At 73.0% G+C, this 17,061-nt stretch carries 19 protein-coding genes; 15 read left to right on the top strand and 4 right to left on the bottom strand.

From position 1 onward, the window contains the following. Positions 1-6 precede the first annotated feature (6 nt). The 14 genes from ASG94_RS09045 to flhA all read left to right on the top strand — a co-directional run bounded on the left by ASG94_RS09045 (position 7) and on the right by flhA (position 11,531). The gene (locus ASG94_RS09045) at positions 7-531 is read left to right on the top strand and encodes a flagellar hook assembly protein FlgD (RefSeq protein WP_056925936.1); all 525 of its coding nucleotides are present in this window, start codon (positions 7-9) and stop codon (positions 529-531) included. 25 nt (positions 532-556) lie between these two features. Beyond that, complete coding sequence (locus tag ASG94_RS09040; RefSeq protein ID WP_056925935.1) at positions 557-1,396, top strand: flagellar hook-basal body complex protein; 840 nt, start codon at positions 557-559, stop codon at positions 1,394-1,396. Between the two features lie 158 nt (positions 1,397-1,554). After that, positions 1,555-1,830, top strand: coding sequence for a flagellar FlbD family protein (locus tag ASG94_RS09035; protein WP_082624021.1), 276 nt, complete (start codon positions 1,555-1,557; stop codon positions 1,828-1,830). After that, complete coding sequence (locus tag ASG94_RS09030; RefSeq protein ID WP_056925934.1) at positions 1,830-2,615, top strand: motility protein A; 786 nt, start codon at positions 1,830-1,832, stop codon at positions 2,613-2,615. The genes ASG94_RS09035 and ASG94_RS09030 overlap by 1 nt, the downstream gene beginning before the upstream one ends. A gap of 1 nt (position 2,616) precedes the next feature. Continuing rightward, a complete protein-coding gene (locus tag ASG94_RS09025; protein WP_056925933.1) occupies positions 2,617-3,516 on the top strand; it encodes an OmpA/MotB family protein in 900 nt (299 codons plus the stop codon). After that, positions 3,513-3,956, top strand: a complete 444-nt coding sequence (locus ASG94_RS09020) for a flagellar basal body-associated FliL family protein (RefSeq protein WP_056925932.1) — start codon at positions 3,513-3,515, stop codon at positions 3,954-3,956. Before ASG94_RS09025 ends, ASG94_RS09020 begins: the two co-directional genes overlap by 4 nt. Positions 3,957-4,070: 114 nt before the next feature. Continuing rightward, entirely contained in the window at positions 4,071-5,027 is a 957-nt protein-coding gene (locus tag ASG94_RS09015) for a flagellar motor switch protein FliM (protein ID WP_235537180.1), read from the top strand. Beyond that, the gene (gene fliN, locus ASG94_RS09010; protein WP_056925930.1) at positions 5,024-5,788 is read left to right on the top strand and encodes a flagellar motor switch protein FliN; all 765 of its coding nucleotides are present in this window, start codon (positions 5,024-5,026) and stop codon (positions 5,786-5,788) included. The genes ASG94_RS09015 and fliN overlap by 4 nt, the downstream gene beginning before the upstream one ends. Before the next feature lies 1 nt (position 5,789). After that, positions 5,790-6,287 carry a FliO/MopB family protein gene (locus ASG94_RS09005; protein ID WP_056925929.1) on the top strand — a complete coding sequence of 166 codons (498 nt, stop codon included), beginning with the start codon at positions 5,790-5,792 and terminating at the stop codon, positions 6,285-6,287. Next, positions 6,284-7,183, top strand: a complete 900-nt coding sequence (gene fliP, locus ASG94_RS09000; protein WP_235537179.1) for a flagellar type III secretion system pore protein FliP — start codon at positions 6,284-6,286, stop codon at positions 7,181-7,183. The genes ASG94_RS09005 and fliP overlap by 4 nt, the downstream gene beginning before the upstream one ends. Before the next feature lie 6 nt (positions 7,184-7,189). Beyond that, positions 7,190-7,459 (top strand): flagellar biosynthesis protein FliQ, encoded by a 270-nt coding sequence (gene fliQ, locus ASG94_RS08995; protein WP_056925928.1) that lies wholly within the window; start codon positions 7,190-7,192, stop codon positions 7,457-7,459. A 3-nt stretch (positions 7,460-7,462) separates the two neighbouring features. Next, positions 7,463-8,236: a flagellar biosynthetic protein FliR gene (locus ASG94_RS08990; protein ID WP_056925927.1), complete on the top strand. Its 774-nt coding sequence runs from the start codon at positions 7,463-7,465 to the stop codon at positions 8,234-8,236. 6 nt (positions 8,237-8,242) lie between these two features. Beyond that, the gene (locus ASG94_RS08985; protein ID WP_056925926.1) at positions 8,243-9,418 is read left to right on the top strand and encodes an EscU/YscU/HrcU family type III secretion system export apparatus switch protein; all 1,176 of its coding nucleotides are present in this window, start codon (positions 8,243-8,245) and stop codon (positions 9,416-9,418) included. A 67-nt stretch (positions 9,419-9,485) separates the two neighbouring features. Next, entirely contained in the window at positions 9,486-11,531 is a 2,046-nt protein-coding gene (flhA, locus tag ASG94_RS08980) for a flagellar biosynthesis protein FlhA (RefSeq protein ID WP_056925925.1), read from the top strand. 178 nt (positions 11,532-11,709) lie between these two features. Here flhA and ASG94_RS08975 read toward each other — a convergent pair whose 3' ends face one another. Then, a complete protein-coding gene (locus tag ASG94_RS08975) occupies positions 11,710-13,404 on the bottom strand; it encodes a histidine kinase (RefSeq protein WP_056925924.1) in 1,695 nt (564 codons plus the stop codon). Positions 13,405-13,655: 251 nt separating this feature from the next. After that, a complete protein-coding gene (locus ASG94_RS08970) occupies positions 13,656-14,591 on the bottom strand; it encodes a 1,4-dihydroxy-2-naphthoyl-CoA synthase (RefSeq protein ID WP_056925923.1) in 936 nt (311 codons plus the stop codon). 84 nt (positions 14,592-14,675) lie between these two features. Between ASG94_RS08970 and ASG94_RS08965 the strand changes: the two genes are divergently transcribed. Then, entirely contained in the window at positions 14,676-15,116 is a 441-nt protein-coding gene (locus ASG94_RS08965; protein WP_056925922.1) for a nitroreductase family deazaflavin-dependent oxidoreductase, read from the top strand. 4 nt (positions 15,117-15,120) lie between these two features. On the opposite strand, the gene lhgO is transcribed toward ASG94_RS08965, so the two are convergent. Together lhgO and ASG94_RS08955 are read right to left on the bottom strand one after the other, a co-directional pair. After that, positions 15,121-16,329 (bottom strand): L-2-hydroxyglutarate oxidase, encoded by a 1,209-nt coding sequence (gene lhgO / locus ASG94_RS08960; protein WP_056925921.1) that lies wholly within the window; start codon positions 16,327-16,329, stop codon positions 15,121-15,123. Positions 16,330-16,381: 52 nt separating this feature from the next. Next, positions 16,382-16,984 carry an ACT domain-containing protein gene (locus tag ASG94_RS08955; RefSeq protein WP_056925920.1) on the bottom strand — a complete coding sequence of 201 codons (603 nt, stop codon included), beginning with the start codon at positions 16,982-16,984 and terminating at the stop codon, positions 16,382-16,384. Positions 16,985-17,061 lie beyond the last annotated feature (77 nt).

The following is a 17,061-nucleotide window of genomic DNA, read 5'->3' as shown; positions in this document are numbered from 1 at the left end:
GGGTTCGTGTCCATCTCCCCCACTGAGGCGGTGGTCCCCGCGACCAACGCCTTCGCCCTGGGTGCGACGTCCACGACGGCCGCCCAGGACGACAAGCAGATGTTCATGGAGCTGATGGTGGCCCAGCTGCGCTACCAGGATCCGCTCAACCCCACCGACTCCGGGGAGTTCCTCGCGCAGTCGGCGCAGTTCACCGCCCTGGAGAAGATGCAGGGCGTCTCCGACGCGGTGGGCGCGCTGCTGGGCTCGCAGATGGCCTTCGGCGCCGGCGCCATGGTCGGCCAGCAGGTCTCGTGGGTCGACACCGACGGTGCGACCACGCACACGGGCAGCATCGACGGGGTCACCTTCGGCGCCCAGGGCCCGGTCTTCGACATCGGCGGCGTCCAGGTCCCCCTCGCCCAGCTCCTCTCCGTCGGGACCACGACCCCCGTCGTGCCCGACACCACCACCGACACCGGCGTCTCCGGCACCGACGTCACCGGCACCGACACCACCGACAGCCCGGGCACCGCCCGGACGACGGCCTGAGGCCGTTCCCGAAAGGACTCATCCCATGCTCCGCTCACTGTTCTCCGGCATCAGCGGCCTGCGGGCCAACCAGACGATGCTCGACGTCACCGGCAACAACATCGCCAACGCCAACACGGTCGGCTTCAAGGCCAGCACGACCGTCTTCCAGGACACCCTCAGCCAGGTCATGCGCGGCGCCGGCGCCGCGGGCTCCGGCAACGGCGGCACCAACCCGCTCCAGGTGGGCCTCGGGGTGCAGGTCGCCGCGACCGCCGGCACCTTCACCCAGGGCTCCGCACAGTCCACCGGCAGCGCGACCGACCTGATGATCCAGGGCGACGGCATGTTCGTCCTCGGCTCGGGCGCCGAGCGCGTCTACAGCCGCGCGGGGGCCTTCACCTGGGACGAGCAGGGCAACCTCGTGTCGCCCAGCGGCAAGAAGGTCCAGGGCTACGCCCCCGGCGACGCGGGCGGCACCCTGCGCGACATCAACCTCGACGCGCCGGCCGGCAGCCTGCCCGCCGGCGTGGAGATGACGTCGTACTCCATCGGCGCCGACGGCGTCCTGCGCGGGACCTTCTCCGACAACGTGCAGCGTGACATCGCCGTCGTCGCGGTCGCCGACTTCACGAACCCCGCCGGTCTCGAGAAGGTCGGCCAGACCGCGTTCCGCGCCAGCGCCAACTCCGGTGCCCCCGAGCTCGGCGTGGCCGGCCAGGGCAACCGCGGAGACCTGGTGGCCGGCACCCTGGAGATGTCGAACGTCGACCTCGCGGCCGAGTTCACCAACCTGATCCTGGCCCAGCGCGGGTTCCAGGCGAGCTCGCGGGTGATCACCACCTCGGACCAGGTGCTCGAGGAGCTCGTCAACATCAAGCGCTGACCCCGGCGCACGACCGGCGCCCCGGGCAGGAGACCTCCTGCCCGGGGCGTCGTACGCATTTCGACGTCCGGTTCCTCAGGTCGCGGTCGCCGCCGCCGATGGGGAGCACGAGGCCCACGGACGGGCCTGACGTGGGAGCACAGGGATGGTGCACTGAGATGATCTTGTTGACCCGACTCTCGGGGACGGTGTTCGTGCTGAACGCCGACCTGATCGAGCGACTCGACTGCACGCCGGACACGGTGGTCACCCTCGTCGACGGCAAGAAGTACGTCGTCGCGGAGGGCATGACCGACGTGGTCGAGCAGGTGCGCGCGTGGCGTGCCGGCGTGGTCGGGCTGGGACCGTTGACCGGCCCGGAGCGGCCGGCCCCGGCGCCGCGCTCGCACCTCGCCGCCGTCGCGGTCCACCCCGCCCGGGACGGGGACGGCTGATGGACCCGGCAACCCTGATCGGCGTCGGCCTGGGGCTGGTGATCATCGTGGTCGCCAACATGCTCGAGGGCGGCAACCCGATGAGCCTGCTGCTCCTGCCGCCCATGCTGCTCGTGCTGGGCACCACATTCATGGTGACGATGGCCGGCGCCACGATCCCCGACACCAAGAACGCGCTGAAGGCCCTCAAGACGGCCTTCACCGCCAAGGTGCGCCCGGCCGCCGACGTCGTCCCGACCGTGGTCTCGCTCGCCGAGAAGGCCCGCAGGGAGGGCCTGCTCGCGCTGGAGGACGAGCTGCGCGGCGTCGACGACGCGTTCCTGGTCAAGGGCGTCACCCTGGCCATCGACGGCACCGACCCGGACGAGGTCCGCGACATCCTCGAGGCCGAGGTGCACGCCGTCCGGGTGCAGGGCAAGCACTCGGCCAAGTTCTTCGCCGACGCGGGCGCCTACGCGCCCACCATCGGCATCATCGGCACCGTCATGGGCCTGGTCCACGTCCTGGAGAACCTCGCGCAGCCCGAGGAGCTCGGCCACCTCATCGCCGCGGCCTTCATCGCGACGCTGTGGGGCGTCATGTCGGCCAACGTGATCTGGCTCCCGATCGGCAACCGCCTCAAGCGGCTCACCGAGCTCGAGGCCGCCCGCATGGAGCTGGTCATCGAGGGGGTGGCGGCGATCCAGGCGGGGTCCAACCCGCGCATCATCGCCCAGAAGCTGGCCTCGCTGCTGCCCGCCGGCGAGCAGCCGGCCGCCGCGGCGACCGGTACCCGGGCGGCCTGACGTGTCCGCCGGAGGTCGCCGTCCCCGTCGCGAGGAGCACGAGGAGCACGAGAACCACGAGCGGTGGCTGGTCACCTACGCCGACATGGTCACCTTGCTGATGGTGCTCTTCATCGTCATGTTCTCCATGAGCGTCGTGGACGAGAAGAAGTTCAACGCCCTCAAGGCCGGCCTCGCCGCGGGCTTCGGGGACTCGACGTCGGTGATGACCGGCTCGGAGTCGACGTTGGACCAGCCCGGCGTCGCACCGATCGCACCGGTGCGACCCGACGCCGCCCTCACCGCCACGCCGGCGGTGCAGCGGGCCCAGCGCGCGCTGGTCGACCAGGAGCAGGGGTACGCCGCCGCGCGGGCCGAGGCGGCCCGTCTCGACCGGCTGGGGGAGGAGCTCGGCCGGGCACTGCGGGAGGCCGGCCTCGCCCACGACGTCAGCCGCCGCATCGACGACCGCGGGCTCGTGCTCAGCCTCACCTCCCGGCACGTGGTCTTCCAGCCCGACCGCGCCGAGCTCAGTCCCCGGGGCCAGCGCGTGCTGGACGTCGTCGCACCGGTGCTGCGCGGCACCCCCGAGGATCTGCGCGTGGACGGGCACACCAACCAGGTGCCGGTGAAGCCGCGTTTCTTCGCCACCGACTGGGACCTCTCCTCGGCCCGCGCGGTCACCGTGCTGCGCTACCTCAACGAGGCCGGCGCGATCCCCGGGGAGCGGCTGAGCGCTGCGGCGTTCGGCCACGAGGTGCCCCTCGTCGACCCGAGCCGGCCGGGGTCGCAACGCGTCAACAAGCGGGTCGACATCGTCGTCATCTCGGCGCTGCCGGCCGCCGCCCGCGAGCTGCTCGACGAGGTCGCAGCGACCGAGGGCGAGACCCCCCAGGACGAGACAGAAGGAGGCTCCTCATGAGCAGCACCACCCTCAACCGCCCCGCCGAGTCGCAGGCCGAGACCGACGAGGAGGGGAAGGGCGGTCGCAAGCGGCTCGTCGTCGTGGCCGCGGTCGTGCTGGTAGCGCTGGTCGCCGGCTGGTGGTTCCTCCTCCGGCCCAGCGGCCCCACGGAGCCCGAGCCGGGTGAGGTGATGACCCTGGAGCCCATCCAGGTCAACCTCGCCGACGGGCACTACCTGCGCATCGGCATCGCGCTCCAGCTCTCCGCCGACGCCCACGAGGCCGACGGCAGCAAGGCACTGGACGCGACCATCGACCTCTTCAGCGGCACCGACCAGGGCGACCTGGTCAAGGCCGGCCAGCGGCAGGAGTACAAGTCGGAGCTGGAGGAGAAGCTGCACGAGGACTACCACGGAGACGTGCTGGAGGTGTACTTCACCGAGTTCGTCACCCAGTAGCCGGCCCCGTCGCACCCCCGTCGCCCCCCTCCGGCGAACGGGCCGTCGCGGTCGGCCTGAGTCCGGTCCGCGCCGACCCCTCAGATCCGGGGAGCGGGCGCCGATAGGGGGGTCGTGACGCTCCTCCCGCCTTCCCCCGGCCCGGCGTACGCCGGCGCCCGCGCACGCCGGCGCGCCCGCACGGGATCCGAGCCGACCGCCTACGACTTCCGGCGACCGATCCAGCTGTCGCGCGAGCACTCGCGGCTCCTGCAGCTCACCCTCGACGGGTTCGCGCGCCAGGCGGGCACCGTGCTGACCTCCGGCCTGCGCACCGTGTGCGCGGCACGCCTGCTCGGCGTCGCCCAGCAGACCTACGCGGAGTACATCGACTCCCTCGAGGCCACCACCTACCTCGTCAAGTTCACCGCCGAGCCGGTCCCCGGCATCGGCCTGCTGGACCTCCCGCTCCCGGCGGTGATGAGCGCGATCGACCACATGCTCGGCGGCCCGGGCTCCGGGGAGCAGCCGCAGCGTCCCCTCACGGAGATCGAGAGCGCGGTCGTGCGCGGCGTGGTCACGCGCCTGCTCGGCGAGCTGGAGTACAGCCTCACCGACATCGTCGAGGTCCACCCCGAGCTGGCCGGCGTGGAGTACAGCCCCCAGCTGGCACAGGCGGCCGGGGCCGGCGAGGTGATGGTGGTGGCGACGTTCGACCTGATGGTCGGGGAACGTTCCCACCGGGTGAGCCTGTGCCTGCCGTTCGCCAGCCTGCACCCCCACCTGGTCCGCGCCGCCGCGCCGGCCCCGGTCTCCCACCGGGAGCAGGCCCAGCGCGCCCGGGCCGCTCAGCTGGTGGACCGTCGGTTCCAGGACGTGCCGGTCCCGGCCGTCGTCCGCTTCCGTCCGACCCGGCTGGGACCGGACGCCCTGAGCAGCCTCGCCGTCGGCGACGTGCTGCGCCTCTCGCACCCGTCCACGGCACCGCTGGAGATCGTCGTGGGCGAGACCACCTTCGCCCACGCCACCCCCGGCACCCACGGCGCCCGGCTGGCCGCGTTGGTGGTCGGCTCGTCCAAGGAGAACGCATGACCACCCTGATCGACCCGCTCACCGACCTGACCACCGGCCTGGTCACCACTGCCGCGGCGGCCGCCGCCGCCGTGCTGCCGGCACCTGCCGCGCTGGTCGCGGGCGCCCCGGCCGCGGGCGACGCCTCGGCCGTGGCCGGCTTCGCCGGCGCCGCGGTCGCCGAGCTGCACCTGCCCGGCGCGCCCCGCGTGGCCGTGCTGGTCGGCGCCGACCTGGTGCAGGCGCTGGCGAGCAGCCCGCTGGGCGGGCTCGACCTCGCCGCCGCGACCCAGCCGGCCCTGGACGCGGCCGCCGCCGCCCTCGGCGCCCGCTGCGGCGCCGCCCGCGAGGTGGCCGTGGCCCAGGTGGCGATCGACCTCGGTGGCCCGTCCACGCTGGTGCCGCTGCTCGGCGACGGCCTCCCGGCCGGTGCCCTGCTGGTCTCCGACGCCGTGGGCGCTGCTGTCGCGGCCGTGCGCGCGGCCGACGCGGCCGGCTCCGACCCGGTGTCGCTCCCGGGCGCCCCGATCGCTCGTCGAGGCATCGAGATGCTCCACGGCGTCGACATGGAGGTGACCGTCGAGCTCGGCCGGACCCGGATGACCGTCCGCGACCTGCTCGCGCTCTCCCCGGGCGCCGTCCTCGAGCTGGACCGCGCCGCCGGCAGTCCCGCCGACCTGCTCGTCAACGGCCGCCTCATCGCCCGCGGCGAGGTCGTCGTCGTCGACGAGGACTTCGCGCTGCGGGTGACCGAGATCGTCGACGAGAGCACTGCAGGCTGACGTGCTCGAGCTGACCGTCCGACTGGTCGCCTCCCTGGCGGTCGTCGTGGGCCTCATGCTGCTGCTGGCCCGGATCGTGGGCAAGCGGTACGGCGCCCGCGCCGGCGCGCCGGTGCAGGTGCTGCACCGCCAGCCGCTCTCGCGCAGCACGTCGGTGGCCGTCATCACCGTCGGCAGCCGCGTCCTGGTCGTCGGCACGACCGACCACCAGGTCAGCCTGCTCGCCGAGCTCGACCCCGAGGACCTGGTCGTCGAGGGCGAGCTCGACGGACCGGGCGCCGAGGAGCTCGTGCTGCTGCCCGCCTCCACCCCGGACGGGTCCGTCGCCGGCAGCCCGCTCCGTGTGCCGACCGTCCTGCGTCCCACCGGCGCCCACCGTGCGGCCCACCGCGCCGAGGGCACGCGCCGTACCGTCGACGGCGGCGGCCTCGCCGGGTCGGTGCTCTCGGCGCAGACGTGGCGCCAGGCGTTCGCCGCCGCCACGGGCAAGGCCTCGTGAGCCCGCGCGAGCGGGTGCGCGGCAGCCTGGTCGGCCTCCTCGTCGCGACCGTCGGCGTCGTGCTCGCGAGCCTGGGCCTGCTCGTGTCGCCCCCGGCCGCCGCGCCGGCCGGTGCGGCCACCCCGGCCTTGTCCACCCCGGCGCTGTCCGCCCCGGCGCCCGCGCTGCCGATGGCGCCCGAGGGCCCGACCGCGCCGCGGGGTCCCCAGGGACCGGACGGCCCCGGGTCGGACAGCTCGGTCACCATCGACCTCGACGGCCTGACCGACAAGCCCGGCACCCCGGTCACGGTCATCCTGGCCCTGTCGCTGCTCTCCCTGCTGCCGGCCATCCTGCTGACCTGCACCAGCTTCACCAAGGTGCTCGTGGTCCTGGGGCTGACGCGCAACGCGCTGGGCCTGCAGCAGATCCCGCCCAACCAGGTGCTGGCCGGGCTGGCGCTCTTCCTCTCGCTGTTCATCATGGCGCCGGTGCTGTCGGAGATGAACGACACCGGCCTGCAGCCCTACCTCGACGGCGACAAGACCGTGACGGCGGCGTACACCGACGGGGTCGAGCCGCTGCGGGACTTCATGCTCGACCAGACCGGGGACGACGAGCTGCGGCTGCTCACCAATGTCGCCGGTCGCGAGCTCCCCGAGAACCGGGACGAGGTGTCGATGGCGACGCTCGTGCCGTCCTTCGTGCTGAGCGAGCTCAAGCAGGCGTTCATCATCGGCTTCATCATCTTCATCCCCTTCCTGGTGATCGACATCGTCATCAGCGGTGCCCTGATGGCCCTCGGCATGATGATGATGCCGCCCGTCATGGTGTCGCTGCCCTTCAAGCTCCTGCTGTTCGTCCTCGTCGACGGCTGGGGCCTGGTCATCACCTCGATCGTCTCGAGCTACGAGTAGGCCGCCATGACCGACACCACCGTCATCAACATCGCCCTGCAGACCATGGTGGTCGCGCTGAAGCTCTCCGCGCCCATCCTGGTGACCTCGCTGGTCATCGGCTTCACCATCTCGCTGTTCCAGTCGATGACCCAGATCCAGGAGTTCACCCTCGCGTTCGTGCCCAAGCTGGTGGGGGTGGGCCTGGCGCTCCTCATCTCCGGCGGCTGGATGCTGCAGACCCTCGTCGACTTCACCCGGGACCTGTTCGCCATGGTCCCCACGTTGCTGGGCTGAGCCGTGGGACCCACCCTCACCGTCGCGGGGGAGCCGCTGCTGGCCTACCTGCTCGCGTCGGTGCGGATCATCGCCTGGCTGGCCCTGGTGCCGCCCTTCGCCGGCCGGTCCGTGCCGGTGGCGGCCAAGGTCGTGCTCTCCCTCGGCCTCGCCTTCGCGGTCGTGCCGTCGGTCGAGCGCGGCAGCATCCCCACGGCCACCGGGGAGCTCCTCGTCACGGTGCTGACCCAGGTGGTCGTCGGCTCCGCGCTCGGGCTCGTGACCTACGTGCTCCTCGCGGCCGTGGCCACCGCCGGGTCGCTCGTCGACACCTTCGGCGGCTTCCAGCTGGCACAGGGCTTCGACCCGCTGTCGATGAACATGAACACCGTCTTCGGCAAGCTCCACCAGATGCTCGCGGTGATGATCCTCTTCGCGACGGGCGGCCACCTCATGGTCCTGGGCGGGCTGCTGCGCAGCTTCGACCTGCTGCCCCTCGGCGAGGCGCCCCGGCTGGAGGGCGCCTCCCACGTGCTCGTCACCGCGTTCGGCATGTTCTTCCTGACCGCCGTGCAGATCGCGCTGCCCCTGATCGCCGTCCTCTTCGTGGCCGACCTCGGCCTGGCGCTGCTCACCAAGGTGGCCCCCCACCTCAACGCCATCAACGTGATGTTCCCGGCCAAGATCGGGCTCACCCTGCTGCTCCTCGGCCTCTCCCTCCCGGTGCTGCCCGAGGCCGTGGGGCGCCTCGTCCAGCTCGCCAACGAGGCGCAGGCCAGCCTCGTGTCCGGGGGGTGAGGGCGGGTGTCGGAGGAGAAGACCGAGAAGCCCACCGCCCGCAAGCGCAAGGAGTCGCGCAAGGAGGGGCAGGTCCCGCGCACGCAGGAGCTGGGCGGCTGGGCCACGCTGCTGGTCCTCGGCGCGGTGATGCCCAGCCTGCTCTCCCACGAGCTGACCGCGCTCGCGACGCTGATGAAGGACTGCTTCACCGTGCGGGGCGACGTCGAGGTCGCCGACGCCATGCTGCTGCTCGGCCGGGGCGCCCGGCACGTGATGCTCACCCTGGTCACGCTCGGCTCCGGGGTCATGCTCGTCGGCGTCGCCGCCGCGGTCGCCCAGGGCGGCTTCTTCCTCGCCACCAAGAGCGTGAAGCCGTCGTGGAAGAAGCTCGACCCCATCCAGGGGTTCAAGCGGGTCTTCGGGACCCAGGCGCTGTGGGAGGGCGCCAAGATGCTGCTGAAGAGCTCCGTCGTGGGCTTCGTCGTCTACGGAGCGGTGATGGCGCTGATGCCCCTCATCGGCGGGCTGGTGCCCATCTCCGCGGTGCTCGAGGTCGTCCGCGACGAGGTGTTCTCCCTGGTCCGCAGCGTGGCCGTCGCCGGCATCGTCATGGCGGTGGCCGACTACGCGATGGTGCGCCGGCGGATGGGCAAGCAGACCCGGATGACCAAGCACGAGGTCAAGCAGGAGAGCAAGCAGACCGAGGGCGACCCGCTGGTCAAGAGCGCGATCCGGGGCCGCCAGCTCGCCGCCGCGCGCAACCGGATGATGGCCGACGTCCCCACCGCCGACGTGGTGCTGGTCAACCCGACGCACGTGGCCATGGCCCTGCGGTACGACGCGGAGCGGGGCGCGCCGCGTGTGGTGGCCCGGGGGGCCGGGGTGGTGGCCCAGCGCATCCGCGAGCAGGCCGTCGAGCACGGCGTGCCCCTGGTCCGCGACGTCCCGCTCGCGCGCGCCCTGCACCGCTCCACCGTGGTCGGGCAGGAGATCCCGCCCGAGCTGTACGCCGCCGTGGCCCAGGTCCTCGCGTTCGTCATCTCGCGCCGGTCCACCGGCAGCCGGGGCGGCGAGCACCGCAGCCCGCGTCGGGAGAGCGACCTGCCCGCCGTGGCCGTCGCGGGACGGCGACGCCGCGCCGTCGTACCGGTCGCGGTGAACCCCTCAGGAGCGGTCGCCGCCGGCCGATGGGAGGCGTGACGCCAGGACGGCGTCGTCCGGTGCCACGGAGGGCGCCCTGTCCGGCGACCCTCCCGAGAGGCACCACGTGGAACCCAAGCGTCTGATGCAGCTCGGCGTCCCGGCGGGCGTCGTGCTCATCGTGATGATGCTCGTGGTGCCGCTGCCCGCGGTCGTCCTGGACCTGCTCATCGCCTTCAACATCACCGGCGCGCTGCTCATCCTGCTGGTCGCGATGTTCGTCCACCGGCCGCTCGACTTCGCGGCGTTCCCCTCCGTCATCTTGGTGATGACGCTCTTCCGCCTCGCTCTCAACGTCAGTGCGACCCGGCTGGTGCTGCTCGACGGGTACGCCGGCAAGGTGATCGACACCTTCGGCCACTTCGTCGTGGGCGGCTCGCTCGTGGTGGGCCTGATCGTCTTCGCGATCCTCCTGGTCATCCAGTTCCTCGTCATCACGAAGGGCGCCGAGCGGGTCGCGGAGGTCGGGGCGCGCTTCACCCTCGACGCGATGCCCGGCAAGCAGATGGCCATCGACGCGGACCTCAACTCGGGCCTCATCGACGAGGAGGAGGCCCGTCGCCGGCGCCTGGAGGTGCACGGCGAGGCCGACTTCTACGGCGCGATGGACGGTGCCTCGAAGTTCGTCAAGGGCGACGCGATCGCGGCCATCGTCATCACCGTGGTCAACCTCGTGGGCGGCTTCGCGGTCGGCATGGCGCAGAAGGGGATGTCCTTCGGCGACGCCATCACGACGTACAGCCTGCTGTCGGTCGGCGACGGGCTCGTCTCGCAGATCCCGGCGCTGCTCCTGTCGGTGGCCACCGGCCTCATCGTCACCCGGTCCACGGCGAGCGGCGACATGGGCTCCGACATCCTGCGCCAGCTCGGCGGCAACCGGGTGCCGCTGCAGATCGCCGGCTTCGGCGCGCTGTTCATCTGCCTCATCCCGGGCCTGCCCAAGCTGCCGTTCGTGGCCGCCGGCGGCGTGATGCTGCTGGCGTCGAGCCGCGCGCCGAAGGAGACCGGCGAGCCCGAGCAACCGCCGATGGAGCAGGCGCTGGCCGCACCGCCGGACAGCCCCGAGCTGCTCGCCGCCGAGATCCAGGTCGACCCGCTCGGGCTGGAGCTCGCGCCGGACATCATCGACCTCGTCGACGCCGCCAACGGTGGAGACCTGCTCGACCGCGTCAAGGCCCTGCGCCGCAAGATCGCTGGGGAGCTCGGCATCATCGTCCCGCCGGTGCGCACCCGCGACAACCTCGACCTGCCCGCCCGCACGTACGTCATCAAGCTGTACGGCATCGAGGTGGCGCGGGGCGAGTCACCCCGCGGCACCGTCCTGGCGATCGGGGACACCCTGGGCGGGCTGCCCGGGGAGTCCACCCGCGAGCCCGTCTTCGGGCTCGAGGCCCGGTGGATCCCCGCCGAGCTGCGCGTCCAGGCGGAGCTGAGCGGCGCCACCGTCGTCGACCGGGCCTCGGTCATCACCACGCACCTGGCCGAGGTCGTCGGGACCCACGCCGGCCGGCTGCTCGGTCGCGAGGACGTGAAGACCCTCACCGACCTGGTCAAGCGCAGCCACCCCGTGGTGGTCGACGAGCTCACTCCCGCGCAGCTCACGCTGGGCGAGGTGCAGCGCGTGCTCCAGCACCTCCTGGAGGAGCAGGTCTCGGTGCGCGACCTGGTGCGCATCTTCGAGGCGCTCTCCCTCAAGGCCCAGGTCACCAAGGACCCCGACGCGCTCGCCGAGGCCGCCCGCGCTGCTCTCGGGCCGGCCATCGTGGCACCCCACCTGGCCGACGGCGCAGTTCACGTCATCAGCTTCGAGCCGACCCTGGAGCAGCGGATGCTCGAGGCCATGCGTCCCGCGGACCCCGGCTCGGTGATCGCGCTCGACCCGCTGCTCGGCCAGCGCGTGCTCGCGGAGGTGACCGACCTCAGGACGGCAGCCGAGGACCGGGGCCTGCGGCCGGTCGTGGTCTGCGCGCCGCAGCTGCGCCCGGCGGTGCGTCGCATGCTGGTGCCCGTCCTGCCCTCGACGGCGGTGCTGTCGTACACCGAGCTGACGGGCGCCACCCAGGTGCGCTCGGTCGGCACCGTGTCCGGTGACCGGCTGGCGGTGACGGCGTGAGGACCGTCTCGGGCCCGGCGCTCGTCGTCGCCGCCGTACTGACCTCGCCGGCGCTGTGGGCCGCGGCCACCGGTGCGATGCCGCTCGACGTGGCGCTGGTGCGCTACCTGCTGGCCGTCGGCGTGTGCGGTGTCCTGCTCTCCGCGGCGGCCGGATGGATCGGGACCTCCCCGGGGGCTCAGCCCTCGGTCTCGACCGCACCCGCGTCGGAGCCCGCGACCGGGTCCGCGCCCGGATCCGGCTCGCCGACCGGGTCCACGACCGCACCGGGTGCCGAGGGCTCGGCACCGCTGGTCGGTTCCGGCCCGGCCTGACGGTCCAGGCGCACCTGCCAGCGCAGCCGGGTGCCGCGCCCGTCGGCCGGTCCCACGTCGAGGCCGCCGCCGAGCTCGCGGGCCCGGGCGGCGAGGTTGCGCAGGCCGCTGCGGGGGCCGTCGTCCGTGCCGGCGCCGCGGCCGTCGTCGGTCACCGTGAGGGTGAGCAGGCCGTGCTCGGCCGAGACGTCGACCTCGCACCGGGAGGCGTGGGCGTGGCGGGCACAGTTGGACAGGGCCTCCCGCAGGACCACGGTCGCCTGCTCGGCCAGGTCCTGCTCGACCAGCGAGTCCACCGGTCCCCACGTGCGCACGACCGGCAGGAACCCGAGTGCCGACTCGTACTCCTGCGCGAGCGCGAGCACGTCGCGGCGCAGCGAGCCCGAGCTCCCGCGCTCGAGCGCGAAGATCGTGCTGCGGATGTCGCGGATGGAGTCGTTGATCTCTCGGATCGCCTCGGCCACGTGGTCGGCGCTCGCGACGCCCGTGCCCGTCGTACCGGTGCCGTTGTGCGCGGTCCGGGCCCGCAGGGTCAGCCCCGTGGCGTACAGGCGCTGGATGACCACGTCGTGCAGGTCGCGCGCGATGCGGTCCCGGTCGGCCTCGAGCACCGCGTGCTGCCGTTCCTGCTGCAGCACGCCGTGGTCGAGGACCAACGACCCGTGCCGCACGAAGGAGGTGAGCAGCGACCGGTCCTCGGGGAAGCGCCCGGTGCGTGCGGGGTCCAGGACCAGCACCACCACGCCGACGTATGCGTGGTCCGGGCTCAGCGGCACGCCCCAGACGGTCTCGCCGTCCACCCGGGCGGTGAAGTCCGCGCCGTCGCCCTGCGCGGTCCGCGCCTGCTCGGCCACCCGGTCGAGGAGCCGGGGCAGCGCGTCGCTGCGCTCGCCGGCCACGGCGGTCACGTCGACACCGTGCTCACCCGCTGCGACCACCGCCGCGGTCCGGGCACCCGCGATGCGGCGTGCCCCCTCGGCGATGCGGGCCATCGGCTCGGCGAGGAGGAAGGGCGGTCGCAACGACTGGTCCACCGCGGCCGCGAGCTCGACGGCCTCCCGGCGTCGCTCGCTGAGGGCGTAGCTGAGGGCGTTGCGCACCGCCACGCCGGTCACCCGGCCCAGCTCGGCGATGCTCTCGACGGCGGCGTCGGCGAAGCCGTCGCCGGCGGGGTCGGCGAGCAGCAGGTCCGCGAAGAGCCGCCCGTGGACCAGCACCGGGACGCGGAGCACCTCGTCGCCGGACTCGGGGTCGAGCGTCCGGAGCACGTCGGGCTCGCGTCCGCCCGCCCGTTCGTCCGCGAGCGGCAGCCCGGCGTCGCCCAGGCGCTCCCGCAGGACGGCGGCCGCCTCGGGGTCGATGCCGTGCACCAGCAGTCGCGGCTGCTCTCCGTGGCAGGAGTCCTCGACGTCGTCGAGGACGGCGAGCACCACGCGGCGCGCGCCGGTGCGGTGGGCGCCGATGGTCGCGGCACGCTCGAGCACGGCGTCGAGGTCGAGGACGGACACGATCTCGAGCAGGTCGGAGCGCTGTCGTACGGCCGAGCCCGAGAAGACCATGGCCCGGATTCAACCAGTCGGGTGGGAGCGCCCAGGATGCCGGGCCGTCCGCCCCATGTAACGCGCTGTTGCACGAGCTCCACACCCCACCGGTGGGGTGTGCAGCGCATGTAACGGAGCGTTACAACCGGGTGGCTGGTCGGCACCTCGATCCGCGACGTAGACACGCGGACATCGGTCGTGCGACCAGCACCTGGCCCGCGTGCGCGCCGGCCCCCGCCGGGGGTGGTGTCCGCGCGTCTACGAGCTCCTCAGAAGTACCAGGGGTACGGCGACCAGTCCGGGTCGCGCTTCTCGAGGAACTGGTCGCGGCCCTCCTGGGCCTCGTCGGTCATGTAGGCCAGCCGCGTCGCCTCGCCGGCGAAGAGCTGCTGGCCGACGAGCCCGTCGTCGAGGAGGTTGAAGGAGTACTTGAGCATCCGCTGGGCGGTGGGGGACTTGCCGTTGATCCTGCGGCCCCACTCCAGGGCGGTCGCCTCGAGGTCGGCGTGGTCGACCACCCGGTTGACCGCGCCCATCCGGTGCATGGTCTCGGCGTCGTACTCGTCGGCGAGGAAGAAGATCTCCCGGGCGAACTTCTGCCCGACCTGCCGGGCGAGGTACGCCGAGCCGTAGCCGCCGTCGAAGGAGCCGACGTCCGCGTCGGTCTGCTTGAAACGGGCGTGCTCGCGGCTGGCCAGGGTGAGGTCGCTGACCACGTGCAGGCTGTGGCCGCCGCCGGCCGCCCAGCCGGGGACGACGCTGATGACGACCTTCGGCATGAAGCGGATCAGCCGCTGGCACTCCAGGATGTGCAGGCGGGCCAGCTTGGCCTTGTCGATCGGGTTCGGCGGGGCGCCCGCGTCGTCGTGCCCGCCGGTCTCGTACTGGTAGCCGGCCTTGCCGCGGATGCGCTGGTCGCCGCCGCTGCAGAACGACCACTTGCCGTGCTTGGCGCCCGGGCCGTTGCCGGTGAGCAGCACGCAGCCGACGTCCGCGCTGGTGCGCGCGTGCTCGAGGACGCGCAGCAGCTCGTCGACGGTGTGCGGGCGGAAGGCGTTGAGCACGTCGGGCCGGTCGAAGGCGATCCGTACCGTGCCGTGCGCCTTCGCCCGGTGGTAGGTGAGGTCGGTCAGGTCCTCGAAGCCGGGCACGTCGTCCCACTGGGACGCGTCGAAGATCTCGGACACTCCGTCGATCGCACTCATGCCCGCAACCTAACGTCCGCGTCGCGTCGTACGCCGACCCGGCCCCTGTGGAATCCGGGGGCCCGACGTGGTGTTGTCGCGGACATGGCACTGACAGGCGAGTACGTCCCGAGCGCAGCGAAGTGGGTCCGCGACAACGTGGAGGAGTACGAGGCGACGAACGGCGAGAAGGGCGGCACGCTGCCCGGCACCGACTTCCCCGTCGTGGTCATCACCTCCGTCGGCGCGACCTCCGGCAAGCTGCGCAAGAACCCCGTGATGCGCGTCGAGCGCGACGGCGCCTACCTCGCGGTGGCGTCCAAGGGCGGCGCGGACGAGGACCCGGCGTGGGCCGACAACTTCCGCCGGCACCCCGAGGTCGAGCTCCAGGACAAGGCGGAGAAGCACACCTACCGCGTCCGCGAGCTGTCGGGCGACGAGCGGGCGGACTGGTGGCAGCACGCGGTGGCCACCTGGTCGACGTACTCGTCGTACCAGGAGAAGACGGACCGCCTGATCCCGATCTTCCTGCTCGAGCGCGCCTGAGGACTCAGCGCGACCCGGAGCGCCGGCCGAGCGCCTCGGCCACGACGTGCTCGGCGATGGCCAGCGCCGACGTGGCCCCCGGGGACGGCGCGTTGCGGACCAGCACGACCCGGTCGGTGCCGGTGATCACGAAGTCGTCGACCAGTCGTCCGGAGGAGTCCATGGCCTGCGCGCGGACGCCGCGCGGGCCACGGGTCACCCCGACGCCGTCCAGCTCCGGGACGTAGCGCTGCGCCTCGGCGACGAAGCGGCGGGGGCTCACCGCGGTCCGTGACTCGCGGACCGCGGCCGCGACGTTGCCGGCGGCGAAGCGCCAGAACCCGGCGAAGCCGACCGCGTCGAGGACGTCGCGCGGGACCACCCGGCGGGGTCGGTAGGACTCGCGGCCGAGGGAGAGGAAGGCGTTGGGCCCGAGCATCAGGGCCCCGTCGACCCGCGGGGTCAGGTGGACGCCCAGGAACGGGTAACGCGGGTCCGGCACCGGGTAGACCATCCCGCGCACCAGCGAGCGCTGTCGCTCGGGGACGAGGAAGTAGTCGCCGAAGAACGGCACGATGCGCGGGTCCCGCGGCTCGCCCAGCAGTGCGGCGAGACGGTCCGACTGGAGGCCGCCGCAGACGATCACGACGTCGAACTCCGCCTCCTCGAGCGCGGTGCCCACCCGGACCCCGGTGCCGCGCTCGTCCAGCGTGGTCACGGCCTGGCCCAGGCGCAGGCTGCCCCCGGCGGCCACCAGCTCGTCGGCCAGCGCCCGCGTCATCGCGGGGTAGTCCACGATCGCGGTGTGCGGGGAGTGCAGGGCGCGTACGCCGACCGCGTGCGGCTCGAGGGCGCGCAGCCCGTCGGCGTCGACCATCGCCACGTCGGGGACCCCGTTGGCGACCGCCCGCGCGTGGATCGCCTCGAGGCGGCCGACCTCGGCCTCCTCGAGCGCCACCACCACCTTGCCGCACTCGTCGTACGCGATGTCGTGCTGCGTCACGAACTCCTGGAGCAGGTCGACGCCACGGCGGCACAGGGTGGCCTTGAGGCTGCCGGGCTCGTAGTACAGCCCGGCGTGCACGACGCCGCTGTTGTGCCCGGTCTGGTGGGCGCCGACGTGGTCCTCCTTCTCCAGGAGCGTGACGTCCGCGCCGTGGTGGCACGCCAGGTGGCGGGCCACCGCGGTGCCGATGATGCCGCCGCCGACGACGGCGGCGCGCAGGCCACTCATCGGGCGAGCATGCCACAGCGCGAGGCGCCCGCACGGGGAGCCGGGCGCAGCCTCAGACGCGGCTGATGGTCTGCGCCAGCCCGAGCAGGTGGCCGAGCCGGGCGAGCTCGGAGTCGAGGAAGTCGGGACCGCCCCGGCGCCCCAGCACGATCACGTCGCCGTCGATGGGCGCTGCGCACAGCAGGGTCACGTCGTCGACCCCCTCGAGGCGGCTCGGCCGGTCCAGGCCGATCCAGCCGAGGGTCCGGGGTGCGGCGTCGGTGGCCCGCACGACGGTGCCGTCGGGTGCGATCCGCGAGGCCCAGTCGACGCGGAAGGTGATCGGCAGCAGGTCCAGCACCCGGTCGATCGCGTGGGAAGGCTGGGCGGTCAGCTCCTCGACCACCTCGAGGTCGAGGAACAGGTTGCCGCCGGCGGCGTACCGGTTGATCCAGAGCACCTCGACGCCGTCGATGGCGTTGCACGCCGAGACCACGGAGTCGGGCATGGCGCCGGGGCTGATCTCGAGCAGCACGTCGTCCACCGCACGGCCGTCGGAGCCCTTGTCGACGATCTCGATGGCCTCGATGTCGCCCCCGGCCTCACCGATCGCGCTCGCGACGCGACCCAGCGATCCCGGGACGTCGGGCAGCGAGACGCGGAGCAGGAACGGCATGGTGCGAGGCTAGCGGCGACGTGTTGCGGACGTGTTGCCCGTACCGCTGCGTGGGCGGCGTGTCCGGGTGGTGTCCG

Source organism: Nocardioides sp. Soil805, assembly GCF_001429625.1.
Classification (GTDB): Bacteria; Actinomycetota; Actinomycetes; order Propionibacteriales; family Nocardioidaceae; genus Nocardioides.
The sequence above is the reverse complement of the archived record's forward strand: the minus strand, read 5'-3'. Positions and strand labels throughout refer to the sequence as shown.